At 67.5% G+C, this 26,178-nt stretch carries 25 protein-coding genes and 1 pseudogene; 12 read left to right on the top strand and 14 right to left on the bottom strand.

Annotated features, from left to right (window positions below; all coding sequences use genetic code 11):
- Positions 1-214 precede the first annotated feature (214 nt).
- Genes OG225_RS33420 through OG225_RS33410 form a run of 3 tightly spaced genes read right to left on the bottom strand, consistent with a single transcriptional unit; the run spans position 215 to position 3,457 of the window.
- Positions 215-1,084, bottom strand: a complete 870-nt coding sequence (locus OG225_RS33420; RefSeq protein WP_405178808.1) for a carbohydrate ABC transporter permease — start codon at positions 1,082-1,084, stop codon at positions 215-217.
- Positions 1,084-2,106, bottom strand: a complete 1,023-nt coding sequence (locus OG225_RS33415) for a carbohydrate ABC transporter permease (protein ID WP_405178807.1) — start codon at positions 2,104-2,106, stop codon at positions 1,084-1,086. The genes OG225_RS33420 and OG225_RS33415 overlap by 1 nt, the downstream gene beginning before the upstream one ends.
- Positions 2,107-2,155: 49 nt before the next feature.
- A complete protein-coding gene (locus OG225_RS33410) occupies positions 2,156-3,457 on the bottom strand; it encodes an ABC transporter substrate-binding protein (protein WP_216918279.1) in 1,302 nt (433 codons plus the stop codon).
- 183 nt (positions 3,458-3,640) lie between these two features.
- On the opposite strand from OG225_RS33410, the gene OG225_RS33405 reads away from it, so the two are divergent.
- Together OG225_RS33405 and OG225_RS33400 are read left to right on the top strand one after the other, a co-directional pair.
- On the top strand, positions 3,641-4,483 hold the full coding sequence (locus OG225_RS33405; RefSeq protein ID WP_405178806.1) for a DUF2786 domain-containing protein: 843 nt from the start codon (positions 3,641-3,643) through the stop codon (positions 4,481-4,483).
- Between the two features lie 43 nt (positions 4,484-4,526).
- Positions 4,527-5,039 (top strand): TIGR04338 family metallohydrolase, encoded by a 513-nt coding sequence (locus OG225_RS33400; RefSeq protein WP_405178805.1) that lies wholly within the window; start codon positions 4,527-4,529, stop codon positions 5,037-5,039.
- Positions 5,040-5,141: 102 nt separating this feature from the next.
- Here OG225_RS33400 and OG225_RS33395 read toward each other — a convergent pair whose 3' ends face one another.
- Complete coding sequence (locus tag OG225_RS33395) at positions 5,142-6,110, bottom strand: o-succinylbenzoate synthase (protein ID WP_405178804.1); 969 nt, start codon at positions 6,108-6,110, stop codon at positions 5,142-5,144.
- 73 nt (positions 6,111-6,183) lie between these two features.
- Between OG225_RS33395 and OG225_RS33390 the strand changes: the two genes are divergently transcribed.
- On the top strand, positions 6,184-6,516 hold the full coding sequence (locus OG225_RS33390; RefSeq protein WP_405178803.1) for a hypothetical protein: 333 nt from the start codon (positions 6,184-6,186) through the stop codon (positions 6,514-6,516).
- Positions 6,517-6,555: 39 nt separating this feature from the next.
- Here OG225_RS33390 and OG225_RS33385 read toward each other — a convergent pair whose 3' ends face one another.
- Entirely contained in the window at positions 6,556-7,725 is a 1,170-nt protein-coding gene (locus tag OG225_RS33385) for an acetyl-CoA C-acyltransferase (RefSeq protein WP_109523059.1), read from the bottom strand.
- 266 nt (positions 7,726-7,991) lie between these two features.
- On the opposite strand from OG225_RS33385, the gene OG225_RS33380 reads away from it, so the two are divergent.
- Together OG225_RS33380 and OG225_RS33375 are read left to right on the top strand one after the other, a co-directional pair.
- Positions 7,992-9,209: an IS110 family transposase gene (locus tag OG225_RS33380; RefSeq protein WP_405183453.1), complete on the top strand. Its 1,218-nt coding sequence runs from the start codon at positions 7,992-7,994 to the stop codon at positions 9,207-9,209.
- 114 nt (positions 9,210-9,323) lie between these two features.
- Positions 9,324-9,845, top strand: a complete 522-nt coding sequence (locus tag OG225_RS33375; protein ID WP_405178802.1) for a winged helix-turn-helix transcriptional regulator — start codon at positions 9,324-9,326, stop codon at positions 9,843-9,845.
- Positions 9,846-9,893: 48 nt separating this feature from the next.
- Here OG225_RS33375 and OG225_RS33370 read toward each other — a convergent pair whose 3' ends face one another.
- From OG225_RS33370 to OG225_RS33360, 3 genes are all read right to left on the bottom strand, one after another.
- Positions 9,894-10,985 (bottom strand): ABC transporter ATP-binding protein, encoded by a 1,092-nt coding sequence (locus OG225_RS33370; RefSeq protein WP_405178801.1) that lies wholly within the window; start codon positions 10,983-10,985, stop codon positions 9,894-9,896.
- Between the two features lie 154 nt (positions 10,986-11,139).
- Positions 11,140-12,264 carry a TIGR03364 family FAD-dependent oxidoreductase gene (locus OG225_RS33365; protein ID WP_405178800.1) on the bottom strand — a complete coding sequence of 375 codons (1,125 nt, stop codon included), beginning with the start codon at positions 12,262-12,264 and terminating at the stop codon, positions 11,140-11,142.
- 127 nt (positions 12,265-12,391) lie between these two features.
- Complete coding sequence (locus OG225_RS33360) at positions 12,392-13,105, bottom strand: GntR family transcriptional regulator (RefSeq protein ID WP_405178799.1); 714 nt, start codon at positions 13,103-13,105, stop codon at positions 12,392-12,394.
- 108 nt (positions 13,106-13,213) lie between these two features.
- On the opposite strand from OG225_RS33360, the gene OG225_RS33355 reads away from it, so the two are divergent.
- The gene (locus tag OG225_RS33355; RefSeq protein ID WP_405178798.1) at positions 13,214-13,906 is read left to right on the top strand and encodes a phosphonatase-like hydrolase; all 693 of its coding nucleotides are present in this window, start codon (positions 13,214-13,216) and stop codon (positions 13,904-13,906) included.
- A gap of 44 nt (positions 13,907-13,950) precedes the next feature.
- Positions 13,951-14,916: a phosphate/phosphite/phosphonate ABC transporter substrate-binding protein gene (locus OG225_RS33350; protein ID WP_405178797.1), complete on the top strand. Its 966-nt coding sequence runs from the start codon at positions 13,951-13,953 to the stop codon at positions 14,914-14,916.
- A gap of 86 nt (positions 14,917-15,002) precedes the next feature.
- Here OG225_RS33350 and OG225_RS33345 read toward each other — a convergent pair whose 3' ends face one another.
- From OG225_RS33345 to OG225_RS33320, 6 genes and pseudogenes are all read right to left on the bottom strand, one after another.
- Positions 15,003-15,401 (bottom strand): hypothetical protein, encoded by a 399-nt coding sequence (locus tag OG225_RS33345; RefSeq protein ID WP_405178796.1) that lies wholly within the window; start codon positions 15,399-15,401, stop codon positions 15,003-15,005.
- A 247-nt stretch (positions 15,402-15,648) separates the two neighbouring features.
- Positions 15,649-16,671 (bottom strand): zinc-binding dehydrogenase, encoded by a 1,023-nt coding sequence (locus OG225_RS33340; protein ID WP_405178795.1) that lies wholly within the window; start codon positions 16,669-16,671, stop codon positions 15,649-15,651.
- A complete protein-coding gene (gene phnE / locus OG225_RS33335; protein ID WP_405183452.1) occupies positions 16,647-18,170 on the bottom strand; it encodes a phosphonate ABC transporter, permease protein PhnE in 1,524 nt (507 codons plus the stop codon). Before phnE ends, OG225_RS33340 begins: the two co-directional genes overlap by 25 nt.
- Positions 18,171-18,226: 56 nt before the next feature.
- Positions 18,227-19,050: pseudogene (gene phnC / locus OG225_RS33330) on the bottom strand (phosphonate ABC transporter ATP-binding protein).
- Positions 19,051-19,366: 316 nt separating this feature from the next.
- Positions 19,367-20,623 (bottom strand): serine hydrolase, encoded by a 1,257-nt coding sequence (locus OG225_RS33325; RefSeq protein ID WP_405178794.1) that lies wholly within the window; start codon positions 20,621-20,623, stop codon positions 19,367-19,369.
- A 47-nt stretch (positions 20,624-20,670) separates the two neighbouring features.
- The gene (locus tag OG225_RS33320; RefSeq protein WP_405178793.1) at positions 20,671-20,853 is read right to left on the bottom strand and encodes a universal stress protein; all 183 of its coding nucleotides are present in this window, start codon (positions 20,851-20,853) and stop codon (positions 20,671-20,673) included.
- 326 nt (positions 20,854-21,179) lie between these two features.
- On the opposite strand from OG225_RS33320, the gene OG225_RS33315 reads away from it, so the two are divergent.
- The 5 genes from OG225_RS33315 (at position 21,180) to OG225_RS33295 (ending at position 26,093) form a co-directional block, all read left to right on the top strand.
- Positions 21,180-21,974 carry an LLM class F420-dependent oxidoreductase gene (locus OG225_RS33315; protein ID WP_405178792.1) on the top strand — a complete coding sequence of 265 codons (795 nt, stop codon included), beginning with the start codon at positions 21,180-21,182 and terminating at the stop codon, positions 21,972-21,974.
- A gap of 149 nt (positions 21,975-22,123) precedes the next feature.
- Positions 22,124-23,914 (top strand): ABC transporter substrate-binding protein/permease, encoded by a 1,791-nt coding sequence (locus OG225_RS33310; RefSeq protein WP_405178791.1) that lies wholly within the window; start codon positions 22,124-22,126, stop codon positions 23,912-23,914.
- A 3-nt stretch (positions 23,915-23,917) separates the two neighbouring features.
- On the top strand, positions 23,918-24,658 hold the full coding sequence (locus OG225_RS33305) for an amino acid ABC transporter ATP-binding protein (protein ID WP_405178790.1): 741 nt from the start codon (positions 23,918-23,920) through the stop codon (positions 24,656-24,658).
- 101 nt (positions 24,659-24,759) lie between these two features.
- Positions 24,760-25,056, top strand: a complete 297-nt coding sequence (locus OG225_RS33300) for a hypothetical protein (RefSeq protein ID WP_405178789.1) — start codon at positions 24,760-24,762, stop codon at positions 25,054-25,056.
- 197 nt (positions 25,057-25,253) lie between these two features.
- Complete coding sequence (locus tag OG225_RS33295) at positions 25,254-26,093, top strand: alpha/beta fold hydrolase (protein ID WP_405178788.1); 840 nt, start codon at positions 25,254-25,256, stop codon at positions 26,091-26,093.
- Positions 26,094-26,178: the final 85 nt, after the last annotated feature.

Below are 26,178 nucleotides of genomic sequence, written 5' to 3'. Positions count from 1 at the left end.
CCCCTACCGGATTCCTCCCCCCAGGCGGTCACAATCACAGCAAACTCCCCACTCCCACTCCCCACACCCCCCGCACGGCGCGAGCCTTACGAGCGCCCGTTCGCGGCCGTCTCGCGTCCGAGCGGTCGAGACAATGCGACGAAGTCGCGAGTATCGACCGCTCGGACGCGAGACAAAAAGGGCCGCGAACCCCGCGGCCCCGGCCGCCAATATCTCAGCTCTTGACGCCGCCCGCCGTCAGGCCGGAGATGATGCGGCGCTGGAAGATGAGGACCATGACGACCAGCGGGATGGTGACGATGGTGCCCGCGGCCATGATGGCGGCGTAGGGCTGAACCAGCGGGTTGTTTCCGGAGAATCGCGCGATGGCGACGGTGACCGGTTCGGTGCTGCCGCTGGAGAGGAGCCTGGCCAGCAGGTATTCGTTGACGGCGGCGATGAAGGCGAGGATCGCGGTGGTGAAGACGGCGGGGGCGGCCAGCGGCAGCATGACCAGGCGGAAGGCCTGTGCTTTGGTCGCGCCGTCGATGCGGGCGGCTTCTTCGAGTTCCCAGGGCAGTTCGGCGAAGAAGGAGGCGAGGATGTAGACCGTCATCGGCAGCACGAACGAGATGTTCGGGATGATCATGGCCTGGTACTGCCCGATCCAGCCGAGGTTGGTGAACAGCTGGAACAGGGGGGTGACCAGGACGACGACGGGGAACATCGAGGCGCTGAGGATCAGGCCCGAGACCACGTAGCGGCCTTTGAAGGTGAGTCGTGCCAGCGCGTAGGCGGCGAAGATGCCGATCACCAGTGCGATGGCGGTGGTGATGGAGCCGATGATCAGGCTGTTGATCAGGGCGCTGCCGAAGTCGTTGCCGCGGCTGGTGTCGAAGGCGTTGCGGAAGTTCTCCAGCGTGACGTGGGTGGGCCACGGCGTGTTGTCGAAGGTGTAGTCGGGGTCGCGGAACGCGGTGACGGCCATCCAGTAGAACGGGGCGAGGCCCCACACCAGCACGATCAGCACGCCGAGGTACAGGCGGACGGTGCCGAGTTTCTTGGTGAACGGCACCGGTCGAGCCGCGGGTTTCGTCGTTGTCATCAGTGTGCCTCCCGCTGGTCTTCCTGCGTGCGCACGGCGTTGGCGCCGAGCACTTTCACGAGCACGAAAGCGATCGCGAAGATGAGCAGGAAGGTGAGTGTCGACAGGGCGGCGGCGCTGTTGGGTCCTTGGCGTACCTGGTCGACGACCAGGATCGATACCGTGCGGGTGGAGGGGTTGCCGAGCGTCATGATCGCGGGCAGGTCGTACATGCGCAGCGCGTCCATGGTGCGGAACAGCACCGCGACCAGCAGCGCGGGTTTGAGCAGCGGCAGCGTGATCTGGGTGAATCGCTGCCACGCGGTGGCGCCGTCGACCTTGGCGGCTTCGTAGACGTCGGCGGGGATCACCTGGAGGCCCGCGAGCAGCAGCAGCGCCATGAACGGCGTCGTCTTCCACACATCGGCGGCGATGACGGCGAATCGGGACGGCCATTCGTCGGAGGTCCACAGGATGTGGGTGCCGAACACCCGGTTGACCACGCCGTCGTACTGGAACATGAATTCCCACAGCCGCGCGGTGACGGCGGTCGGAATGGCCCAGGGAATGAGCACGGCCGCGCGCAGCAGCGCCCGCCCGCGGAAGGTCTTGCCCATCACCATGGCCATGCTCAGCCCGATGCCTGCTTCCAGCGCGACGGTGACCACGGTGAAGAACAGGGTGACCCCGATGGCCGTCCAGAACTGCGAGCCGAGGTTGCCGGTCGGGCACGAGACCGTCTCGCCACCGGCTTGGCACTGCTGCAACAGCCAGTGCGTGTAGTTCGAGAAGCCGGCGTTGCCGCCTTCGACGAACATTCCGGTGGACGGGTCGAGGCCCTGATCCTTCTGGAAGGACATCCACAGCGCTCTGGCCACCGGATAGCCGATGACGACGACGAGCGCGATCAGTACCGGGGTCACCAAGAGCCAGGCTCTACCGGATTTGCGTAATTCCAGCGCCATGCTCTCGCCGAATCCGCGTTTACGCGGCAGGAATTCGTCGTTCGGCACGCGCGTGGCCGTTCCCGAAGGATCCGACACCGTTATCTCACTCCTACGGGCTGGTCGGGTCCGCTGCTCCGCGCACCGTTTACGATCCGGCCGTCTCGATACCCTGTTGCATTCCGGTGATCGCCTCGTCGACCGACTTGGATCCCTTCAGCGCAGCATAGGCGTTGTCCTGGATGGCCTTCGACACCGCGGGATAGAACGGCGTCACCGGGCGCGGCACCGCGCTGGCGATGGAATCCTTGAGCGCGGGCAGGTACGGCATCTTCGCGATCAGCGCCGGATCGTCGTACATGGAGGCGCGCACCGAGGGCAGCGCGCCCGAGGCGATGATGTGCTGGGCGTCCTCGCTGATCAGGAAGCGCAGAAAGTCGAGCGCGGTGGCCTTGTTCTTGGAGAACGCGCTGATGGCGGCGTTGTAACCGCCGAGGGTCGAGGCGCCGACGCCGTTCTCACCCGGCAGCGGCGCGACCCCGAATTTGTCCTTCACCTCGGAGGATTCCGCGCCGACGTCACCGAAGGTGGACGGCCACGAGCGCAGGAACATCAGCTTGCCGGTCGCGAAGGCGTTACTGGATTCGGGTTCCTTGAAGGTGATGGCCTCCGGCGGGATGTCGCCGTTCTTGAAGGCGTTCACCAGCGTGCTCAGACCGGCCTTGGCCTGCGGGGTGTTCACCGTCGCGGTCTTGCCGTCGGGGCCTACGAAGGTGCCGCCGAAGGCGTTGATGACCTCGGAGGTGTTCACCGTCAGGCCCTCGTAGGGCGCGAACTGGCCCGCGTAGCAGCCGATGTTGTTGTCGCGCGCGATCTGGCACTGGCCGAGCATTTCCGCCCAGGTCTTCGGCGGGTTCGGGACCAGATCCTTGCGGTAGAACAGCAGTCCGCCGTTGGTGTTGCGCGGCGCGGCGTAGAGGGTGTTGTTGTAGGTGGCGCTGGCGACCGGGGGCGACAGCAGCGTCGAGGTGTCGATCGCGAAGGAATCCTTCAGCGGCTGGATCCAGCCCTTGGCCGCGAATTCGGCGGTCCACGGCACGTCGAGTGCGACCACGTCGTAGCCGGACTGCTTGGAACGCATGTGCTCGACGAGGTCGTCGTACTGCTGCGAGGCGTCGTTCGACTGTTCCTTGAACGTCACCTGCTCGTCGGGATGCGAGGCGTTCCAGCGCTCGATGAGCTGCTTGACCACGCCGGTCTCGGTGGTGTCCTTACCTTCGACGTAGGTGATCGGGCCGCGCCCGGTGAGGTTCTGGCCGGTGTTGCTGCCGCCGCTGTCGCTGGAGCATGAACTGGTGAACGTCGCCGTCAGCAGCGCCACCGACACGGCCGCGAGCGCGGCCCTCGGAACGAGCGACGAACGTAGGGACGACACCTTCTTCAAAGCCATCTAGGACACACTCCATTGTCTACGACGTGAGCAGCGGCACACCGTCCGGTGCACAACGCAAGATACATCGTGTTCATCTCGGCTGCCCGACTCTCCTTCGTTTCTGTGGTCAGACATACCCGCACCCGGCCCGGGGTTGTGGGCGGTCGCGACGATTACGCCGTCACAATTACCCTGGGGGCGATGACTTCGCCGAATACGGGTGCCGACCGGATGCTCACGCGGATCGGCGGCCTGCTGCGCAAGGCCGAATCGACCGATAACGAACACGAGGCCGAGGCTTTCCTGGCCGCGGCGCAACGGCTGGCCACCCGTTCCTCCATCGATCTGACGGTGGCCCGCGCGCACGTGGCGGGGCGTGAGCGCAGGTCGACGCCCACCCAGCGGGTGATTCCGATCGGCGCGACGGGCAAGAAGGGACTGCGCACCTACGTGCAGTTGTTCGTGGCCATAGCGTCGGCCAATGATGTGCGCTGCGATGTCGCGCGCACCTCGACCCAGGTCTACGCCTTCGGTTTCGATTCCGATATCGACACCTGCGAGGCGCTGTACACGAGTCTGCTGGTGCAGATGGTGCGCGCGTCGGATCACTACATCAAATCCGGGCAGTACCGCACCGCGACGGTGGACAAGATCGTCGTGGAGAAGAAATGGGGACGGCAGGTCCAGCGGCGCGTGCAGGCCCCTGTCGCACCGGTGACAGCGCGCCTGAATTTCCAGATGGCCTTCGCCGCGAGGATCGGGCGCCGGTTGGCCGAGGTGCGATCGGAGGTCGAATCCGAGGCCGTCGCGCCGTCGGAGACGGCGGCGGGGACCGCGCTCGCGTTACGCGACAAGGAACTCGAACTCACCGATTTCTACGCTCGCTCTTCCGAGGCGCGCGGAACCTGGCGCGGGCCGCAGGTCTCGGCCGGACATTCGGTGGCGGCGCGGCAGGCCGGGGATCGGGCGGGACGGGCCGCGCGGCTCGGGACCTCCCCCGAATTGGGTGCCGCCCGTGGGCAATTGACCGAGGGCCAGGGGTGATCGCACCGGTTCCCCGTTCGCGTCGGCCCGCCGGACGCGGTCGGTGAGCGTGCGAGACACCCAGCGCGCCAAGGTCTACGACGCCGAGCGGTTGGTGCGCGCAATGTTCGACCGTGCCGACGAATCGGGCAGTCGCACCGTGGAGATCCACGGCTCCGGGATCACGCTTCCGATCGAGCGCCGTTTCGCGTCGGTGGAATCGGTTCAGGTCTATGCTGACAAGGTGCTCGCGCTCAATTGGATACGGGCGCAATGGGATAGAGCCTCGTTTCCCATTCGGGTGCGGTCGCGTGCCGGAGCGGCCGCCGCCCATTACGAGGCTGCCGGCGCGGTCCTGGCGGTGCCCCTGCACACCGGCGGGACCGCGTGGGCGTTGCGTGAACTGGTCGTGCTGCACGAACTCGCGCATCACCTGGAACCCGCCGCTGTTGCCCTCGCATCGCACGGTCCCGAATTCTGTACGCGCTACGTGGAGTTGGTCGACGGTGTGATCGGTCCGGAGGCCGCGCTCGTGCTGCGTACCGCGCTGCTCGGCTGCGGAGTCCGTTTCGGCTGACTGTCAGGGCCGACCGTTCGACCGCGACGCGATACACCCGCTTGTTCGAATCGTGGTGACGGCGACCGATCCCGACCGAGGTGAACGGTGTCGCGGATCGGATCAGGTGGTACCGAGCAGCGCGCTGACCCGCTCGAGTCTGTCGCGCCACCACACGACCCGTTCCGGATCGGGGTGCCGGAACCGCAGCAGCAGTTCGGGATCGGGCACCGCGGGTGTCCTCGGCACGGTCAGGAATCCGTCGACCGGTCGCAGCGATTCGGTGACGAGATCCCCCTCGAACAGCGAGGTCGTGCCGAGCCCGCACGCGTAGTCGAGTTCGGGCAGCGTGCCGGCCAGCGCCAATTGGGCACCGAGCCCGACGCTGGTCTCCAACGCCGAGGAGACCACGCAGGGCAGGCCCGCCGCCTCGGCGACCCGCAGCGCGCGCCGCACCCCGCCGAGCGGAGTGCATTTGAGCACCGCGATATCGGCCGCGCCCGCCACCGCGACCCGCAACGGATCCTCCGCGCGGCGGATCGATTCGTCGGCGGCGATACGCACGTCGACCTTGCGGCGCACCTCGGCCAATTCCTCGATGGTCCGGCACGGCTGCTCGACATATTCCAGGCCGCCCGCCGCCCGGTCGATCCGGGTGATGTGCGCGATCGCCGTCGCGACATCCCAGACCGCGTTGGCGTCGACACGCACCGCGCCACCGGGGCCGAGCGCGTCGCGGACCGCTTCCACCCTGGCCAGATCCTCCGACAGGGAATCCGGATGGTCGGCGATCTTCACCTTGGCGGTGCGGCAGCCGGAATTCGTGACGATCGCGTGGGCCCGCGCCGCGTCGACGGCGGGCACCGTGCAGTTGATCGCGATCCGCTCCCGGACCGGTTCCGGCCAGCCGGTTCCCGACTGCTCGAGCGCTGTCGCCAGCCAGCCCGCCGCCTCGCGGTCGTCGTATTCGGGGAAGGGGCAGAACTCGCCCCAGCCGAGCGGGCCGGGGATCAGCATCCCCTCCCGGACGGTGATGCCACGGAATCGGGTGCGCATCGGCATCGCGTACACGACGGGTTCGGTATCGCTCATCGTGGTCAGCCTACGTCGGCCGGAATATCCGGATCGGTGGTGCCGGAGCGCCCCGGCTTGTCATCCTTGGGTAATGCGGTCGGATCGTCGGGGTGGACTGAGCGATATCGCCAGGGTGGCAGCGGCTTCGGTACTCGTGTTCGTCGTCGGGGGACTCGTGCTGGTTGCCGTCTCGGTGTACGAGGTGGTCGAGCGCGAGAGCGGCGGCGGCGCACGCTATCTACCGCTGGCCTATGTCGTCGCGTGGGCGGGCATCGTGTTCTCGGCGGTGGTGGCCGTCGAGCGGGTGGTGGCCAGGATCAGGGCGCGCAGGCCGATCGGGTGGGCGCCGATCGTCGCGGTGCCGCTGCTGGTCGAATCCTGGCTGGCCGGATTGCTGGTCGCGATGGTCGTGGTCTCGATATGACGGTGGCACCCGCCACGGAGGACGGGTGCCACCGGGTTCTCACAAACGCTCGATGATGGTGGCGTTGGCGAGACCGCCTGCCTCACACATGGTTTGCAGGCCGTAGCGCGCGCCGCGTTCCTGCATGGCGTGGACCAGTGTCGTCATCAGCCGTGCGCCGGACGCGCCGAGCGGGTGGCCGATGGCGATCGCGCCGCCGTTCACATTGACCCGCGAGAGGTCGGCCCCGGTGTCCTGCGCCCAGGACAGCACGACGGGGGAGAACGCCTCGTTGATCTCGACCAGGTCGATATCGGAGATCTGGAGTCCGGCGCGCTGCAACACCTTCCTGGTCGCCGGGATGACGGCGGTCAGCATCAGCAGCGGGTCGTCGCCCGCGACCGCGAAGCTGTGCAGTCGGGCCAGCGGCTTCAGGCCGAGTTCACGGGCGCGTTCGCTCGTCATGATCAGCAGGGCGGCGCTACCGTCGCTCACCTGGCTCGCGCTGGCCGCGGTGATCGCCCAGCCGATTTCGGGGAAGCGGGCGGCCATGGCCTCGTCGTAGTAGGCGGGGCGTAACTTGCCGAGCGTTTCCAGGGTGCTGCCGACCCGGATGCCCTCGTCGGTCTCCAGGCCCGCGATCGGCGCGAGTTCGCGGGCGAAGGAACCGTTCTTCGTCGCGAGCGCGGCCTTCTCGTGGCTGCCGAGGGCGAATTCGTCGAGTTGCGTGCGGGTCAGACCCCAACGGGCCGCGATCAATTCGGCGCTGATGCCCTGCGACACCAGCCCTTCCGGGTACCGCTCGGCGAAACCGACGCCGGAGAAGTCGCCGCCGCCGATCATGCTCGCGCCCATGGGAATCCGGCCCATCGACTCCACACCCGCCGCGACCACGATGTCGTAGGCGCCGGAGATGACGCCCTGCGCCGCGAAGTGTATGGCCTGCTGGGAACTGCCGCACTGCCGGTCGACCGTGGTTGCGGGCACCGACTCGGGATAGCCCGCGGCCAATGCCGCGCGCCTGGTCATATTGGCGCCCTGTTCGCCGACCTGGGTGACGATGCCGCCGATCACGTCATCGATGAGTGCGGGATCGATGCCGCTGCGGTCGACCACTTCGCGCAGGCTGTGCGCGAGCAGGTCGACGGCGTGCACATCGTGCAGCGCGCCGTTCGGCTTGCCCCGTCCGATCGGGGTGCGTACCGCCTCGACGATTACCGCGTCTCTCATGGTGCTTCCTAATCAGTTCTGGGAGTAAGCCGTCCGGCAAACTCCTTGGTGGTAGCCGGCTGGTAGGTGAGCACTCGTGGTTCCTGGACATCGAGTCCTGATGAAAGACAGTGCCCCTGCCGGTGGGTCGGGAGAGTTGATCGCTGCTGGGATGTCGTGCCTGCCGCTTCGGCGGCGTGAGCATTGCTTGATTAGGTCGCTGATAGTTCTCCTGCGGGCTGCCGAAGAGGTGGTGATCGATATCGAGTACGGGAGAATCGTTGAGGTTGTTCGTTGGTGATGACTGGGCCGAGGCGCATCACGATGTGGAGGTGATGGACAATTCGGGCCGCCGCCTGGCCAAGGCCCGGCTGCCCGAGGGCGTGGCCGGGATGGCGAAGCTGCACGCGATCATCGGCGACCTGGTAGGCGAGGATGCCGATGAGGTCGAGGTGCTGATCGGGATCGAGACCGATCGCGGCCCGTGGGTGAGTGCCTTGGTCGCCGCCGGATACACGGTGCTGGCGGTGAATCCGTTGCAAGCGGCGAGGTTTCGTGACCGGCTCGGGGTGTCGAGGGCGAAAAGCGACGCCGCCGACGCGCACGTGCTGGCGGACATGGTCCGCACCCACGCCCACGAGCTGCGCCCGGTCGCCGGTGACTCCGACCGCGCCGAGGCGGTCGAAGTCGTGGCCCGAACCCACAAGAGCATGATCTGGGAACGAACCCGCCACACCCAGCGGCTGCGACACACCCTGCGCGACTACTTCCCCGCAGCGCTGGATGCGTTCGACGACCTCGACGCCGCCGACACCCTGGAACTGCTGGGCAAAGCACCCACCCCGGCCCGGGCCGCCCGGCTGACGATCGCCCAGATCAGTGCCGCGATGAAACGAGCACGCCGCAAGAACATCGCCGACAAGGCCCCGATCATCCAGGCCGCGCTGCGCGCCGATCACCTCGGACAACCCGAGATCGTCACACAAGCCTATGCCGCCTCTGTTCATTCGCTGCTGGCTGTCCCGGGCGTGCTGAACACCCAGATCAAGACCCTCGCCGAGCAGGTCGATGCCCATTTTGGGCAGCACCCGGCCGCTGAGATCATCCTGTCCCAGCCGGGACTGGGGACAATCCTCGGCGCCCGGGTGCTCGCAGAATTCGGTGACGACCCGACCCGCTACGCCAGCGCCAAGGCCCGCAAGAACTACGCGGGCACCTCCCCGATCACCCGCGCGTCGGGCAAGAAGAAAGTCGCCCTGGCGCGGTTCGTGCACAACGACCGCCTGATCGACGCCCTCACCGCCCAGGCCCAGACCGCGATGATGCGTTCCCCGGACGCCCGCGCCTACTACGACAAGCAGCGAGCCCGCGGCGTCAACCACTACCCCGCCCTGCGTCAACTCGCCAACCGACTCGTGGGAATCCTGCACGGCTGCCTCAAAACCGGAACCCCCTACGACGAGGCCACAGCCTGGCCGCTGTCGGCTCAGAAGGCTGCTGCTTGACATTCAACCCTCCTGGGATGTCTTTCGGAGCGGGAGTCCGGCCGCTTTACCTGACTCTACTGCCCTATAGTTAAGATAACATCTGGATATACTCAACTCAAGTCAGATTTCGCTATGATGTGCGTCATGGCAGCCGTGATGGAAGGGCCGTTGGCCGATTTGAGTTCGTGGAAACCCGATGGGTGCTCCATCGCGAAGGCGATGGATCTGATCGGCACCCGCTCCGCGATCCTGATCCTGCGCGAGGCCTACTACGGCACGCGCCGCTTCGAGGGCTTCGCGTCCCGCGTCGGGATCACCGATGCCGCGGCGGCCGCGCAACTGCGCAAACTCACCGACGCCGGACTGTTCGTCAAACGGCCGTATCGGGAAGAGGGCAAGCGCACCAGGCACGAATACGTGCTCACCCACATGGGCCGCGACCTGCTACCCGCGCTGCTCGCGCTGATGCAATGGGGCGACGCCTACCTGCAACCGGGTCCGGCTCCGCTGCTGCTTGTGGAGGAGGCGACCGGCGCGGCGGTGCGGGTGGAGGTGCGCAGCTCGACGGGTAAGGAGGTCGAGTTGGAGAAGTTGGGGGTGCGCCTCAACGAGGATTACGTGCGTGCGCTGCGGAGTGCTCGCGACCGGGCGTGAGCTCCGGAGCCGGGGAAGGCGGCACGCGGCCTCCCCCGGCGATCCGCCTCAGTTCAGGCGGCTGCCGTCGGTGGCGGAGAAGAAATAGATGTGCTCGGGAGTCGTCGCCAGGTGTATCCGCGCGCCCTTCGTCGGCGGGTTACGCCAATCCGCCCGCGCCACGATGGTTTCCCCCGCGCCGTTGAGCTGCCCGGAAGTGACGGTCCGGCCGTAGACGTAGGCGTCGGAGCCGAGTTCCTCGACCACGTCGACCTCCATCTCGATGCCTTCGGCGTCCGCGCCGCCGAATTCGAAATGTTCCGGCCTGATACCGGCGACCACCGAACCCTCGCAGATATCGGCGACCGAGCGGGGCACCGGCAGCGCGTATCCGCCCAGTGTCACCGTGCCGTCCTCGACGGCGAGGGTGAACATGTTCATGGCGGGCGAACCCATGAATCCGGCGACGAAAGCGTTGGCCGGATCGCGGTAGAGGTCACGGGGGCTCGCGCACTGCTGTAACAGCCCGTCCTTGAGCACCGCGACGCGATCACCCATGGTCATCGCCTCGACCTGGTCGTGGGTGACGTAGACGGTGGTCGTCCCGAGGCGACGCTGCAACTGCGCGATCTGGGTGCGGGTCTGCACGCGCAGTTTGGCGTCCAGATTCGACAGCGGCTCGTCCATGAGGAACACCTGCGGTGAGCGCACGATCGCCCGGCCCATCGCCACCCGCTGACGCTGTCCGCCGGACAACGCCTTGGGTTTGCGATCCAGATACGGCTCCAGATCCAGCAGTTTCGCCGCCTCCAGTACCCGCTGTTGCTTCTCCGCCTTGGCGACCTTGGCGAGTTTGAGCGCGAAACCCATATTCTCCGCGACCGTCATATGCGGGTAGAGCGCGTAGTTCTGGAACACCATCGCGATATCGCGATCCTTGGGTTCGGCGTCGGTCACGTCGTTCGCGCCGATCAGAATGCGTCCGCCGTTGACCTCCTCCAATCCCGCGAGCATCCGCAGCGAGGTCGACTTGCCGCATCCCGAAGGCCCGACGAGTACGAGGAATTCACCGTCGTCGATCTCCAGATCCAACTGGTCGACGGCCGGTGTGGTCGCACCGGGGTAGAGCCGGGTCGCCTTGTCGAAGGTCACCGTTGCCATGACGAATACACATCCCATCACCGGCAGGAACGTGCCGGACGATCCGAGTACAGGGTTGATCGCGAATGGTAACGGATGCGCGCCCGATCCGACCGCCGCACTTCGCGGATCGGACGGACTCGGCGCACGCGCGGCCCTCGCGCCCGGTCGGACGTCATCGGAGCAGATCGTCGACCACGGTGTTCGCGAGTCCGAAGGCGGTGGTCATGCCGATGCCGGAGGTCACCGAGACCACCCGCAGGCCGGGCGCGGGCTCGGCGACGAGGAATTCGGTGCGCGGTGACGTGGCGTAGATCCCGCGCCAGCGCCGCAGCACCCGCAGTGGGCGTCCGAACAATCGCGCGCCCTCACGCAGCAGGAGTTCGGCATCGTATTCGTCGTCGAACGGCGGGTGCGTCCGGGCGTAGTGGTGGGTGTCGCCGAGAACCAGTGCGCCGTCGGGCCGCTGGGTCGACATGAGATTCATGACGACGTCGAGCAGTTCCGGAGATTCGCGCGCGATGCGTTCGCGCACGCGCGCGGCCGACGGCATGGCCGACAGTCCGCCGTAGCGCAGCATCGACGTACCGGTGAGCAGCGCGGGCTCCAGGCGCAGGTCACCGGCGTCGACTTCGAGCATCTGGAGTCTGCATCGGTGGACCGACCATACCTCGGCCAGTTCGGGGAACAACCGGTCGATATCGTGTCCGGCGGCGTGCACGGCGCGGCGTCCACGCAGGTCGGCGCGTGAGGTGCGCACGACCACCTCGTCCGCGGTCGATTCGATCCGGCCGACGTGGGTGCCTCGATGGAACCGCACGCCGTTGTCCGCGAGCCAGGCGGCCAGCGCGGGCACGGCTTCGCGAGGGTCGACGCGCAGATCGAGGGGTAGCAGCGCCGCGCCGGTGACGGTCCCGGCGGCCACGGGGAGGGCGGCGATCGCGTCGTCGTCGAGCAGTGTCACCTGGTCACCGCCGCGTTCGTCGCGGAACTCCTCGAGCAGGGCGCGTTCGTCGTCGCCGCGTGCGAGGGCGACGGTGCCGCATTCGCGCACCGTGAATCCGGCCCGGCGTCCGAGCGTCAGCCAGCGCTCCCGTGCCGCGAGTGCGAAGGTCAGCGCCCGCCCGGTCTGCGCGGTGGCGCAGATATGACCGAAGTTGCGGACCGACGCGCCGATCGCGTGGTCGTCACGGTCGACGACGGCGACCGAGGCGCCCCGCTCGAGGGCCGCCGCGGCGTGTGCGAGACCGACGATGCCCGCCCCGACGATCACGAGATCGTATTGCGCGGTGGTGATCATGGCTCATGACGGTGGGTGGGGCACCCCGTCGCGGTCAAGGTCGGCGACCGAGTTGTTCGGACATGTTCACCCGGGATTTGCTCGATGCGGCGCGGTGGTCGACGGGAAACCCAGTCGAGTCGCGGTGTCACGCTTCCATGACCGCCGTGAAGGTCATCCGGTCCCCCCGGTAGAGCGAGCGGCGCTGCTCGATCGGCACGCCGTCGGCGTCGTAGGACACGCGATTGAGCAAGAACATCGGAGTGCGCGCGTCGACGGCGAGCAACGACGCCTCCCGCGCGTCGGGCAGCACCGTCTCGATACTGTCGATCACCCGGCCGAATCGTATGCCCCGCCTGTCCAATTCGGTGTACAGCGAGGCCCGGTGATCGAAGGTCTCGACCAGCCCCGGCACCCGGTAGCCGGGTATGCGTGTCCGTTCGAGACCGACGCGCACGCCATCGGTGGTGAACACACGTTCCAATTGCACTATCGGCGAGCCGGTTTCGATGTGCAGCAGGGTCGCGAGCTCGTCGTCGGCCGCGTCGAGTGTCCAACCGACCAGGATGCGGGTGGCGGTCATGCCCTTCTCGCGGGCGGCCTCGGTATAGGAGCCGATCGCCAGTGGCAGCACGACTTTGGGTTCCGCCACCACGGTGGCCCGGCCGCGCCGCTCGATCCGTCCCGCGACGAGTAGTTCCCGGATGGCCTGGCGCAGGGTCTCGCGGGCGACGTCGTATTTTCCGGCCAGATCCCGCTCGGAAGGGAACGGATCGCCGGGCGACATCTCGTCGAGCAGGGCATCGAGGTTCTTGCGCACGATCTGGTGCTTGAGCACCCGTGGTTCCGCGTCGGCGACCATGACCACAAGATACCATCCAGTGGTATAGACCAAATGCTCGTCCAGCGTTCACTGCCTGTTCATCGGGGCAATCCTTATTGGTCTATACCAAACGGCATCGTTCGGGCCATGCCGAACAGCACCGCCTCGCACACCGCCGTCGAACTCGTCGTCATGGATATGGCCGGGACGACCGTCACCGACGACGGACTCGTCATCGCCGCCTTCGACACGGCGGCGACCACCGTCGGCCTGGCCGAGACCGGGACGGAACGCGACGAAGCCCGGCGATACGTCCTCGACACGATGGGGCAGTCGAAGATCGAGGTCTTCCGCGCCCTGTTCGAGTCCGAAGACCGCGCGCAGCAGGCGAATCGCGCATTCGAGGCGGCCTACGGCGCGCTCATCGACGGCGGGGTCGCACCCGTGCCCGGCGCGGTCGACACCGTCACGCGACTGCGCGGCGCCGGGCTCAAAGTCGTACTGACGACTGGTTTCTCGCCGGCGACCCAGCAGCGCGTCATCGAATCGCTCGGGTGGCATGGCCTCGCCGACGCCTGGCTCGCGCCGGGTGCGGCGGGACGTGGTCGCCCGCATCCCGATCTCGTGCTCACCGCCGCGTTGCGCAGCGAGGTCAGCGATGTCGCCGCCGTCGCCGTCGTCGGTGACACGGCCAGCGACATGCTCTCGGGCCTGCGCGCGGGCGCTTCGCTGCGCGCGGGCGTGCTCACCGGCGCCCACCGCGCGCCCGCGCTGCGCGAGGCGGGCGCGACCCACGTCATCGACAGCGTCGCCGATCTGCCCGCCCTGCTTCTCCCCTGAACCGCGAATCCACTCCACTACTCGATCGAACGGACAGCGAAACAATGATCAATGTCAATCGGCGGGTCGGCGCGGCCGCCGCCCTCCTCTGTGCCACGGCCCTCGTCGCCGCCGGATGTTCCGGTTCGGACACCGGCGCGACCACCGCGCAGGGCTTCCCCGAAACCCTCACCCTCGCCGCCATTCCGGCCGAGAACTCGACCGACCTGAAGTCGAGTTACGGCCCGGTCATCGAGCGCCTGGAGCGCGAGACCGGTGCGAAGGTCGAATTCGTGCAGGCCTCCGACTACGCGGGCGTGGTCGAAGGACTCATCGCGGGCAATGTCGACCTGGCCTTCTTCGGCCCGTTCGCCTACGTCGTCGCGGGTATCAACGGCGCGAAGATGACCCCGCTCGGCGCGGTCGTCAAGAACGAGGGCACCCCGCCCGGCTACCAGTCCTACGGCATCGCGCGCGCCGACAACGCCGCCGTCAACGGACTCGCCGACTACAAGGGCAAGAAGGTCTGCTTCGTCGATCCGGGCTCGACCTCCGGATTCCTCTACCCCACAGCGGGACTCATCGAGAAGGGCGTCATCGCCTCGGGCAGCGAAGCCGATATCTCCGCCGCCATGACCCCCATCTACGCGGGCGGCCACGACGCGTCGGCACTCGCGGTCAAGAGCGGATCCTGCGACGCGGGTTTCGCCTTCGACACCATGGTCGACAAGACCATGGTCGACAAAGGCGATCTGAAGCCGGGCGAACTCAAGACGGTGTGGAAATCCGAAACCATCGCGGGCTCGGTCTTCGTCGCGAACAATAAACTCGGCACCGCCGCCATCGATACACTGCGGACGGTATTCACCGAAGGTATGAACGCCAAGGCTTTTCAGGCCGACGGCATCTGTTCGGACGAATGCCGGATCACCGACGAGCGGGCCTGGGGCGTGGTCCCCGCGCAGGATTCCGACTACAACGGCGTCCGCCATGTCTGCGAGGTCACCGGCTCGAAGAAGTGCAAGGGCTGAATCACCCGAACGCCACACGAGCGTGGTGACGGTGCGCTGCGGCGAACCGTCACCACGCTGTGGTCGTTGTTCGAGACTTCCGCACACTACGGGCCGTGATATCCGATCTCCGCCAGCTCCCACACGGCGAGGGGGACCAGCAACCACGCCGCCGTGCCGACGACGAGTCCCCAGCTCGGGGCGAGCCGACGACCGAAGGGACGCACGATCGCGAGCAGTCCGGCGCTGAGCAGCGAGCAGCCCAGTGCCGCAGCGAAACCGACTGCGGGGAGTATCGCGAACAGGGGATCGCCGCCGTGACAGAGATAGCCGGTCGAGCCCTGATGACAGCCGTCACTCGCCATACCGAACGGAAGTAGCAGGACATAGGTGCACGCGGCGCCGCCGACGAGCAGGATCGACCACCCGATCCAGAACATTCCCCAGCCGCGTGCGAAACCCGGCCGCCCGCTCACAGTGGGCTGTTGTCGGCGAGTTCGACCCATACCGCCATTATCGGCGTGCGGTGAGTCTGTCGCCGGGCCGAATCGGTGTGAGCGGCCCGGATCCGCACCGGTCCAGCGTCATCCGCACCGGGCAGAACACGTTTCGTGGAAACCATGGCCCACGAACTCGGGCGCGGGGAATCGCGAACTCATGGCGCGGGCGTGGCCGGGTTCGCAGGGCGGGACCTACGACGAGTGACTTTTCGTGCGCCGACCGCTCACACGGAAGAGGTTGAGCGGCAGTCGTTCACGGCGCGATGGATGCGCGCAGCACGCCCGGCGCTGTCGGGGCGAGGACCTCGTGCGCGGCGTCGAGGGCGACCGGTGCGGCGACAACGGATTCCCACGGGTACCTGGTGACGGTCCCGCTGAGGAATTCGACGGCTTCGCGCAGGTGGCGAGGTTCGTAGTTGTGCACGCCGGTCAGGGTGAGCCAACCGCGCACGACCGCTTCGGGATCAACGGCGACGGTGGGTCCGGGGGAGACCGAGCCCGCCAGGACCAGGGTGCCGCCGAGGTCCAGCCGTGACAGCGCGCCGGTGAGAGCGGTTGGGGCGCCGGAGAAGTCGAAGGCCACATCGATGAGACCGCCGACACCGGTGGAATCGGGCGTGCCGCCGAAAGCGGTGGCGAGGGATCGGCGGACCGGGTCCGGGTCGGCCACGGAAACGACGGCCCCGCGTTCCGCGCAGGCGGCGCTCGCGGTGAGCCCGAGCATGCCCGCGCCGAGTACGAGCACGCGCCGTCCGGTCAGCGGCCCCGTCGCCTCCAGTGCCGCCATGACGGTGGCGGTGGCGCAGGCGGCGGGGGCGGCGACCGCGTCGGGGATCCGATCGGGCACTTCGACCAGGGTGACGCCCGCGGGAAGCAGGATGTGCCGGGCGTAACCGCCCGACAGCGGCCAGTCGCTGTCGAAGGATTCGTGCCCGACCTTGCGCACCCGCGCGCATTTGGCGGTGAATCCGGCCAGGCAGCGCGCGCACTGTCCGCAGGCGGCGGTGACCGACCAGACGACGCGGGTGCCGACGGCGAGCGGTGCGCCCGGCCCGGCGGCCACGATATGGCCGACGGCCTCGTGTCCGAGCACCGAAGGACAGGCGGCGGGGCGATTGCCCAGCACCGTGTGCAGGTCGCTGCCGCAGACGGTGGCGAGGTCCACCCGCACCAGCGTCTGTCCACGATCGGGTCGGGGCAGCGGGATCTCGCGCACAGTGACGCCGTCGGCCGACCACACCGCGGCGCGGGTCAGACCAGGAGCGAGCGTATCCATCCGGACACCCTTTCGACGAGGTAGACGAGTACGAAAACCACGAGCACGATCGCTCCGGCGACCTCGAAATTCAGCGTGCGAATCGATTCGAAGAGCAGGAATCCGATGCCGCCCGCACCGACGATGCCGAGCACGGTCGAGGTGCGGATATTGACGTCGAGCAGATACAGGCCCGATCCGACGATGGACGGCATCGCCTGCGGAATCACCGCGGCGAACAACGTCTTCCACCATCCGCCGCCGACCGCGCGCACGGCCTCGACGGGGCCCGGATCGATCTCCTCGACGGCGTCGGCGACGAGTTTGCCGAGGAATCCGACCGACCCGATGGCCAGTGCGCAGGTGCCTGCGACCGGCCCGAGGCCGAGCGCCGCGACGAAGATCACCGCGACGATGAGTTCGGGGACCGCGCGTACGACCAGGATCCAGGCGCGGGCCGCCCAGAACACCGTCGGATGCGGCGCGATGTTGTTCGCCGCGAGAATTCCGACGGGTAGCGAGAGCACCACGCCGATCGCGGTGGCGACCAGCCCGATGGCGACGGTCTGCACCACCGCGTCGACGAGTTCACCGCCCAGCGCGCCGAAATCCGGTGGCAGCATTCGGCCGCACACCTCGGCGGCGGGTCCGACCCAGGTGATCAGCGACCACGGGTCGATCTCGAGCACGACCAGCGCCGCGATCGTGGCCGCCGCGACGACGGTGCCGAGGGTGACGCGCGCGACCCGCTCGCGGCGCGGATGCGGTGTCGTCGGGGCGAGCAGCAGTCCGCGGACCAGGATCGCCAGCAGTTCCATCGCGGCGATGACCAGCAGGATCACCCCGACGATGCCGAGCGCGCGCGGATAGGTGAGTCCACGCAGCGCGTCCTGCAACGCGAATCCGATACCGCCCGCGCCGACGAAACCGAGGACCACCGAGGTGCGCAGATTGATATCGACGCGATACACGAAGACGCCGATCCATGCCGGAACGACCTGCGGCACAACCGCGTTGATCATCTCCCTGAAGTATCCGACACCGGTGGCGCGCACCGCTTCGCGTGGTCCCGGATCGGTCTGTTCGATCGCGTCGGCGAAGAGTTTGCCGAGCATTCCGATGGAGTGCAGCGCCAACGCGAGCACGCCGGGCAGCACTCCGATGCCGAGACCGCGGACAAGCAGCGCCGCGATCAGCAGATCCGGCATCGCGCGGCAGAACGTGATCAGCGCGCGTGCCGCCGCGTGCACGACGGGGTGCGGTGTGGTGTTGCGCGCGGCGAGGAACGCCAGCGGCACCGACGCGATGGTGGCGAGCACCGTGCCGAGTACCGCCATCAGCAATGTCTCGATCGCCAGGACGCCGATACGACCCGGATCGTCCAGACGCGGCGGCAGCATGCGTTCCAGCAGCGCGGCGATCTCGTCGAGCCCGTCGACGAGGGTGGCGGGCGCGAATTCGAGATAGTCGGCGGCGGCGAAGACCGCGACCAGGCCCGCGATCGAAAGGATGCGCAGCATCCAGGGCCGGGGCGAACCTCGGCCGTCGACGCGGTCGCGCCGTCGGGTGAGTGTGCTCATCGTCGGTCGGTCCGCAGTCCGGCATCGGCCTGTTCGCCCGGGTCGACGCGCCGGTATATCTCCATCACCGATTCGCGTGACAATCCACGGCGGCCCGGTCGAGCACCTTCTGCCCGCCGCGCAGCCCGATCAACCGATGCGCCCAACCCAGCGCCAGATCGACCTGGTGCAGCGTGCACACGACGGTGAGCTGTTCCTCGATACAGACCCGGAACAGCAGATCCATCACCACGCCCGCGTTCTCCGGGTCGAGCGAGGCGACCGGTTCGTCGGCGAGTACCAGTCGCGGGCGCTGCATCAGCATCCGCGCGATGGCGACCCGCTGCTGCTGGCCGCCGGACAGACTGTCCGCGCGTCGATCGGCCAGATCGGCGAGGCCGACCCGATCGAGGTGCGCCAGCGCGTCGCGGCGCATCCGGGTCGGATAGGTCAGCGCGCCGTAGCGGGGCAGGCGCAAGCGGCCGAGGCCGCCGATGAGCACGTTCTCCAGGCAGCTGAGCCGTCCGACGAGATTGAACTGCTGGAACACGAATCCGACGTCGCGGCGCAGGGTGCGCAATCGCGCGGAGGAGGCCGTGTCGACGCCGGTGCCGCCGACCTCGACGGTTCCCGAGGTAATCGGATGCAATCCGTTGAGGCAGCGCAGCAGCGTGGACTTTCCTGATCCGGACAGGCCGAGCAGCACCACCAATTCGCTGCGGTGCACGTCGAAGGAGATATCCCGCAGCGCCGTCACCGACCCGAAGGTCTTGGTGACCGAACGGGCCGCGATGACGACGTCGTCGCCCGCGACCGGCGGCGGAAGCACGGGGGTGGACATCGGCCTCAGCCCTCGCGTCCGACGGTCGGCGTGATTGCGGACGCGACGAGCGCGGCGCGAGCTGTAATGGTCATCAGAGTCCCGGGGTCGAACCGACAGGGGCGCCGCGCCCGGACGAGATGCGAGGCGGTACGAGGACACTGTCACGATTGGTATAGACCAATCGACGTACGGTCGGCCAACGCCCGGTGAACTCTTGGTATAGACCAGCTGCGGAGGCGGGATGACGTGCGGAGCGGCGCGAAACGCTACGGCGTCGAAGTGCGGCTGCGGCGAGCGCGCACCGATAGCGGGGAACGGTCCATGTACCGCCCGATTACGCGGTGAACAGCCGCTCGGAGGCGGCCAGCGGCGGAAACATCTCGGAGATCTCGGCCACCAGATGCCACGGGCGGGTGGTGTCGGTGGTGGCTTTGCCGCTGGTGAGGACGGCGCCCGCGAGACCGCGTGCCGGGTCGGCCCAGCCGTACTGGGTGGTCAGGCCGCTGCGGCCGAAGTGGGGCGCGGTGTCGCGGCCGAATTTCGATCTGCGGCCGCCCAATTCGAATCCGGCTCGGCTGACCCGGCCCGCGAGGCCGGGCAGCCACGGGGCCGGGGCGACGGCGGTGCGCAGGGTGTCCGGCTCGAGAATTCGGACGCCGTCGAGTTCGCCGCCACGCGTGAGGATTTCATAGAAGCGGGACAGTTCGTAGGCGGTGGTGACGAGATTTCCCGAGGGAAGTTCGGCGGTGAGGAAGGACGCGGTCGCGGCGTCGGATCGGGAGGGTCCGCCCATGCCGCCGCCGAGTGCTTTGCGCGCCACGAACCGGGACAGTCGCGACGGGTCGGGTCCGGTCTTGACACTGGGCACCACGCGGTCGACATCGGCGGGATCGACGCCGAAGTTGTTCCAGCGGAAGCCCAACGGAGTCAGCACGCGCTCGCCGAGGTGTTCGCGCATCCGCTTGCCGGTAGCTCGTTGGACCAGTAGCCGCTGGATCAGTCCGCTGGTCAGCGCGTGGTAGATGCGGAAACGACCCGGTGGCCAGCTGGGAACCAGATCCGCGAGCCCGCGTACCGCCAATTCCTCGTCGACGATCAGCTGGAAACCCCGGTAGGGTTTGGTGACGAACGGCACGCCCGCCGAATGCGCGAGCACGTGGCCGATGGTGATCGCCGACTTGCCGTTGGCCGCGAATTCCGGAATGTATTCGGCCACCGCATCTTCCAGACGGAACGCGCCCTGTTCGACGAGCATGGACATCACCGTCGCCGCGACACCCTTGGCGGTGGAGAAACCGCAGAAGGGGGTTTCCGTGGTCACGAGCACCTTGTCCGCGTCGGGGGCGTCGCGTGGGCCGTTGCCCCAGCCGTGCCCGATCGCGCGGTTCAGCACGATCTGCCCCCGGTGACGCAGGCAGATCTGGATGGCGGGGGTGGTGCCGAGCCGGTACCACGACTGCACCGAGGACCACAGCGCTTCGATATCGGCGCGGGTCGGCCCGGTGTCGGTCGGGTCGTCTTCGTGGCCGACGGTCGTCACCGAGTTCAGGTCGGTGGGCACGGTCACCAGGGTGTCGGGAGCTGGCTTCACCCCGGTGAGCCTATCGACCGGACCTGATCGGCGGGCTGAGTGCCGCGCTAGCCGGGATGGACGACCATGACGGGGCACCGCGCCCGCTGGACCAGTGTCGCACTGGTCGAACCGAGCATGAACCGCGCGAATCGCCCGCGTCCCCGGCTGCCGACCACGAGCAGGCGGGGGAACCGGCCCGCGTACGGGTCGGCCCAGCTGTACACCGCGATCAGTGGAACCGAGGCCACGGCGGCTTCCCGGAAGGCCACACCGGTCGCGGCATCGCTGACCGGAATCGGAGCGGGTCACGAGCGGACCCGGAGGGGGAGATCGGTCACCGCGGCCTCCGTTCGGATGGGCTTCGATACGGCGAGTCCGGGCGCGGCCCACCGCGCGAGCGTCACGCACGGACCCCGCCGCCGCACTCCGAATACGCCAGAAGGTGATGTTGCCACGATATTGCCGATGGTGGGTCGTGTCGACCGTATCGGTATCGGGAACGATCACCGGGCCGGAAGACGATCACGGCGGTAGCCTCGACCGGGGAACCCACCCGAGTGACGAGGAGCGCCCGATGAGCCGTCCTGTTCGTATCGGAGTTCAGCTGCAACCACAGCACGCGCCCACCTACGGACTCATCCGCGACGCCGTGTTGCGCAGCGAGGACGCCGGTGTCGACATCGTGTTCAACTGGGACCATTTCTTCCCGCTGACCGGCGATCCGGCCGGTGCGCATTTCGAATGCTGGACCATGCTCGGCGCGTTCGCCGAACAGACCGAACGGGTGGAGATCGGCGCGCTGGTCACCGGCGGCGGCTACCGCAACCCCGATCTGCTCGCCGATATGGCCCGCACCGTCGACCACATCAGCGGCGGCCGCCTGATCCTCGGCCTCGGCGCGGGCTGGTTCGAACGCGACTACGACGAATACGGTTACGACTTCGGCACGCCGGGCACCCGCCTGGCCCTGTTGAAGGAGAGCCTGGAACGACTCACCGCCCGGTTGGCGAAGCTGAACCCGGCACCGACGCGCGAGATTCCGATCCTCATCGGCGGTGGCGGCGAGAAGAAGACCCTGCGGCTGGTCGCCCAGTACGCGCATATGTGGCACACCTTCGCCGATCTGGATGTCCTCGCGCACAAGAACAAGGTGCTCGCCGAACATTGCGAGGCCGTCGGCACCGATCAGTCGCGCATCGAGCGTTCGGTGCAGTGGCCGGGGGCCGAGCGGGCCGCCGAATTCGTCGCCGCGGGTGTCACGACGTTCACCGTCGGCGTCAGTGGACCGTCCTACGACCTGAGCGAAGTGATCGGCGCTATTCGTTGGCGCGACGAGGTGAACCCGGAGCCGGTCACCGGGATCGCCTGAGAACGACCCGGGCCCGCTCGGGGTCGCCCGGCCGGCCGTATGCCGGGTGACTTCCGCTCACCGTGAGCGAAAGTGGATCGGCAGGAAACGGGCGCGATCACGGTGGATTGCCACGGGGTAACCGGGACCCTGAGGCTAGGGTTTTTCACATGGCTGGTCTGCCCGCTGTGCGGTCTCGTGCGTTGATCGCCGTGCTGTTGCTCGCTGTCGCGTTCCTGGCGGCGGGCTGTGGTTCCGGTGACGATTCGACGACGGGACGTGATCTGTGTTCGCCGCCGGGGATGAGCGCGGCCTCCGCCGCCCCCACGAATCTGGCGTCCTCGGCGTCGGCGGGGCCGGACCGGTTCACCACCGCGAACTCGGTGCCGCCGCGGTCCATCGACATCGGCAAACTCGGCCTCATCACGCCGGGCACGCTCAGTGTCGGCACGCTGTCGGATGCCCCGCCGAGTATCTGCGTGAACGCGCAGGGTTCGTTCACCGGTTTCGACAATCAACTGCTCGAGGCGGTGGCCGCGAAAATCGGTCTGCGGGTGGAGTTCTCCGGCACCGAGTTCGCCGGGTTGCTGGCGCAGGTGGCGGGCAGGCGTTTCGACGTCGGCTCCTCCAACATCACCACCACCGACGCGCGCCGTCAGCTGGTCGGATTCACCAACGGTTACGACTTCGGCTATTTCGCGCTCGTCGTCCCCGCGGGCAGTCCGGTCAAGGGATTCGCCGACCTGAATTCCGGCAGCAGGATCGCGGTGGTGCAGGGCACGGTGCAGGACGATTACGTCGTCAACACCCTGAAGCTGGATCCGGTGAAATTCCCGGATTACAACACCGCCTACGCGAATCTGAAATCAGGTCAGGTCGACGCCTGGGTCGCGCCGTCGGCGCAGGCGGAGGGTGCGATCAAACCGGGCGACGGCACGTCGGTCGTCCAGAATGCCTTCAGTCTGGACAATTTCGCGGCCTGGGCGGTCGGCAAAGGTAATCAGCCGCTCATCGACGCGCTCAACAGCGGACTCGACGCGGTGATCGCCGACGGCACCTACGCGCGCCTCTACACCGACTGGGTGCCCCGCCAACTCCCGCCGGGCTGGAAACCCGGCTCCAAGGCCGCCCCGGTGCCGCAACTGCCGGATTTCGCGGCCGTCGCCGCCGAACAGCAATCCGACGACACCGCGCCGAACGCCCCGAAATCGACATTCCAGCAGTTGCGCGAGACCTTCTTCGACTGGTCGCTCTACCGCGAGGCCTTTCCGGATCTGTTGCGGACCGGCCTGCCCAATACCCTGATTCTCGCGGTGGTTTCGGGATTCCTCGGCACCGTCATCGGCATGCTCCTCGCGGTGGCCGGTATTTCGAGAACTCGCTGGTTGCGCTGGCCCGCACGGGTGTACACCGATATCTTCCGCGGCCTGCCCGCCGTGGTGATAATCCTGTTGATCGGCCTCGGCGTCGGGCCTGTGGTCAAGAATCTCACCGGCAACAATCCGTACTGGCTCGGCGCCGTCGCCCTCGCGCTGCTGGCCTCCGCCTATATCGGTGAGATATTCCGTTCCGGCATCCAGTCCGTCGAGCCGGGGCAATTGGAAGCGGCCCGTGCCATCGGATTCGGGTACACCCAGTCGATGGTGCTGGTGGTGATTCCGCAGGGCGTGCGGCGGGTGCTGCCCGCGTTGATGAATCAATTCATCGCGCTCATCAAGGATTCCTCGCTGATCTACTTCCTCGGTCTGCTCGCCAGTCAGCGTGAACTGTTCGCGGTCGGACGTGATCTCAACGCGCAGACCGGAAATCTGTCGCCGCTGGTCGCCGCCGGTCTGGTGTATCTGGCACTGACCATTCCGCTGACGCACCTGGTCAACTACATCGATCGGCGCATGCGCACCGGCAGGCCCGACCGGCCCATCGATGAACTCGAACAGGCAACCATCACGGAAGGACGCTGACCGATGAGCGAGACGACCACCGGCGCCGCCCTGACCGGGACCGACCTGCATCTGACCCTCGGCAACAATCATGTGCTGCGCGGTATCGACATCCAGGTCGAGGCGGGCCGCACGGCCACCGTCATCGGTCCGTCGGGTTCGGGCAAATCGACATTGCTGCGGGTGCTGAACCGCCTGTACGAACCCGATCGCGGCGATGTGCTGCTGGACGGGAAATCGGTGCTCACCGAAGATCCGGACCGGCTGCGTCAGCGCATCGGCATGGTCTTCCAGCAGTTCAATCTCTTCCCGCACATGACCGTCGTGCAGAACGTGGCACTCGGGCCGCGCAAATTACGCGGATTGTCCAAGGAGGCCGCGCGGGCCGCGGCCATCGAGCAGCTCGAGATCGTCGGGCTGGCTGGAAAGGCGAACGCGCGGCCCGCGAATCTGTCCGGTGGTCAGCAGCAGCGGGTGGCCATCGCGCGAGCGCTGGCCATGCGCCCGCAGATCATGTTCTTCGACGAGGCCACCTCGGCGCTCGACCCGGAATTGGTCAAGGGGGTACTCGCGCTCATGGCCGAGCTCGCCTCCGGCGGTATGTCCATGGTCGTGGTGACCCACGAGATGGGTTTCGCGCGCAGCGTCTCCGACAGCGTCGTCTTCATGGACGCCGGACAGGTCGTCGAGACGGGTACGCCTGACGCGCTCTTCGAGGACGCGCAGACCGACCGACTGCGCAGATTCCTGTCCCAGGTGCTCTGATCACGATCCGGCATACCAATGGTTACCTGCAATGATGCGCACCTGATAATGTGTTCACGTTCACAGATTCACCTGTCCGTCGGTATGGAGGAGGCATTCTGATGACCACAGCACATGTCGAGCACACCGAACACGCGCACGTCCACGGGCCCGACTGCGGGCACGTCGCGGTCCCGCACGGTGACCACGTCGACTACGTTCACGACGGACATCTGCACCGCGCCCACAACGGACATTTCGACGAGTGCGAGCCGGCGGGTCACACCGAACACACGACCCACGACCACGTGCACGGCGAGGGCTGCGGGCATGTCGCGGTCCCGCACGGTGACCACGTCGACTACGTCCACGACGGACATCGCCACGCCCCGCACAACGGGCATTACGACGAGCACTGACGGACAGCTCGGACGCTGATCAGGTAAACCGCGACACCGGGGGACAGGGAAGACTCCGGTAGCGCGCTTACCTGGTCGCGACATCGAGGAGAACGAACGCGGCCCGGTCCCGCTCGGGGGCGGGCCGCCACCCGCGACCCGGTGGTGTCACTCCCGCCGGGCCGATCGCGTCGGTGGGCAGGACTAGAGTCGGCACCGTGATCGAGGCGATCAAGATTCCGACCGAGGCAGGTACCTTCGACGCGCTGGCCTGCGGTGCTTCCGGCGGCAGGGAAGTGATGCTGCTGCACGGGTTTCCGGAGGCGGCGATCGAATGGGAATTCCAGCTCGGCGCGCTCGGTAACGGCGGCTGCCAGGTCGTCGCCCCCGATCTGCGCGGCTACTCGCCCGGGGTCCGGCCGGAGCGGGTCGATGCCTATCGCCTGGAGGAATTCGTCGGCGATGTGATCGCGATCGCCGACGAACTCGGTTGGCAGCGTTTCGATCTCGTCGGCCACGACTCAGGCGGCTACATCGGTTGGTCCGCCGCGGCGGCGTTTCCGCAGCGCGTCCGCACCCTCGCCGCCATCTCCACGCCGCATCCGGCCGCTTTCCTGCGCGCACTCACCGAGGACGAGGACCAAGCCCAGCGTTCCCAGTACTTCGAACTGCTACGCAGGCCGCGCGTCGCCGAACGGATTCTGCTCGCCGACGACGCCACCGCACTGCGCAAGATCTTCGACTGGAAGATCCCCGAGGAGCGCGTCGAGGACTACGTCCACCGGCTGACCCGGCCCGAGGCGCTCACCGCGGCACTGAACTGGTACCGCGCGATGCACCTCGCAGGCCCCACCCCACCCGTCGACATCCCCACCCTCTACGTCTGGAGCGCCGAGGACACCGCCATCGGCTCCACCGCCGCCCAGGCCACCGCCGACCACGTCACCGGCCCCTACCGCTTCGAAATGCTCGAAGACATCTCCCACTGGATCCCCGAACAGGCCCCCGAAGCCCTCACCATGCTCCTGATGGAACACCTTCTGGCCCATCGCGGCTGACGGTATCGGCAGCCACATCGCGGTGCACCCCGTGTTTTCGAGCAGGCCGCTCGGATCTCGAGAGGACTCGACTCGATAACCATCC

The sequence above is a fragment of the Nocardia sp. NBC_01377 genome (assembly GCF_045040005.1).
Lineage (GTDB): Bacteria > Actinomycetota > Actinomycetes > Mycobacteriales > Mycobacteriaceae > Nocardia > Nocardia noduli.
This window is presented reverse-complemented; position numbering and strand designations above follow the sequence as displayed.

Bases quoted from the DNA above. Each gene is read 5' to 3' on its own strand.
- OG225_RS33420 (WP_405178808.1), bottom strand. From the start codon at position 1,084: ATGACAACGACGAAACCCGCGGCTCGACCGGTGCCGTTCACCAAGAAA.
- OG225_RS33410 (WP_216918279.1), bottom strand. From the start codon at position 3,457: ATGGCTTTGAAGAAGGTGTCGTCCCTACGTTCGTCGCTCGTTCCGAGG.
- OG225_RS33405 (WP_405178806.1), top strand. From the start codon at position 3,641: ATGACTTCGCCGAATACGGGTGCCGACCGGATGCTCACGCGGATCGGC.
- OG225_RS33395 (WP_405178804.1), bottom strand. From the start codon at position 6,110: ATGAGCGATACCGAACCCGTCGTGTACGCGATGCCGATGCGCACCCGA.
- OG225_RS33390 (WP_405178803.1), top strand. From the start codon at position 6,184: ATGCGGTCGGATCGTCGGGGTGGACTGAGCGATATCGCCAGGGTGGCA.
- OG225_RS33385 (WP_109523059.1), bottom strand. From the start codon at position 7,725: ATGAGAGACGCGGTAATCGTCGAGGCGGTACGCACCCCGATCGGACGG.
- OG225_RS33375 (WP_405178802.1), top strand. From the start codon at position 9,324: ATGATGTGCGTCATGGCAGCCGTGATGGAAGGGCCGTTGGCCGATTTG.
- OG225_RS33370 (WP_405178801.1), bottom strand. From the start codon at position 10,985: ATGGCAACGGTGACCTTCGACAAGGCGACCCGGCTCTACCCCGGTGCG.
- OG225_RS33365 (WP_405178800.1), bottom strand. From the start codon at position 12,264: ATGATCACCACCGCGCAATACGATCTCGTGATCGTCGGGGCGGGCATC.
- OG225_RS33360 (WP_405178799.1), bottom strand. From the start codon at position 13,105: ATGGTCGCCGACGCGGAACCACGGGTGCTCAAGCACCAGATCGTGCGC.
- OG225_RS33355 (WP_405178798.1), top strand. From the start codon at position 13,214: ATGCCGAACAGCACCGCCTCGCACACCGCCGTCGAACTCGTCGTCATG.
- OG225_RS33350 (WP_405178797.1), top strand. From the start codon at position 13,951: ATGATCAATGTCAATCGGCGGGTCGGCGCGGCCGCCGCCCTCCTCTGT.
- OG225_RS33345 (WP_405178796.1), bottom strand. From the start codon at position 15,401: ATGGGTCGAACTCGCCGACAACAGCCCACTGTGAGCGGGCGGCCGGGT.
- OG225_RS33340 (WP_405178795.1), bottom strand. From the start codon at position 16,671: ATGGATACGCTCGCTCCTGGTCTGACCCGCGCCGCGGTGTGGTCGGCC.
- phnE (WP_405183452.1), bottom strand. From the start codon at position 18,170: ATGCTGCGCATCCTTTCGATCGCGGGCCTGGTCGCGGTCTTCGCCGCC.
- OG225_RS33315 (WP_405178792.1), top strand. From the start codon at position 21,180: ATGAGCCGTCCTGTTCGTATCGGAGTTCAGCTGCAACCACAGCACGCG.
- OG225_RS33310 (WP_405178791.1), top strand. From the start codon at position 22,124: ATGGCTGGTCTGCCCGCTGTGCGGTCTCGTGCGTTGATCGCCGTGCTG.
- OG225_RS33305 (WP_405178790.1), top strand. From the start codon at position 23,918: ATGAGCGAGACGACCACCGGCGCCGCCCTGACCGGGACCGACCTGCAT.
- OG225_RS33300 (WP_405178789.1), top strand. From the start codon at position 24,760: ATGACCACAGCACATGTCGAGCACACCGAACACGCGCACGTCCACGGG.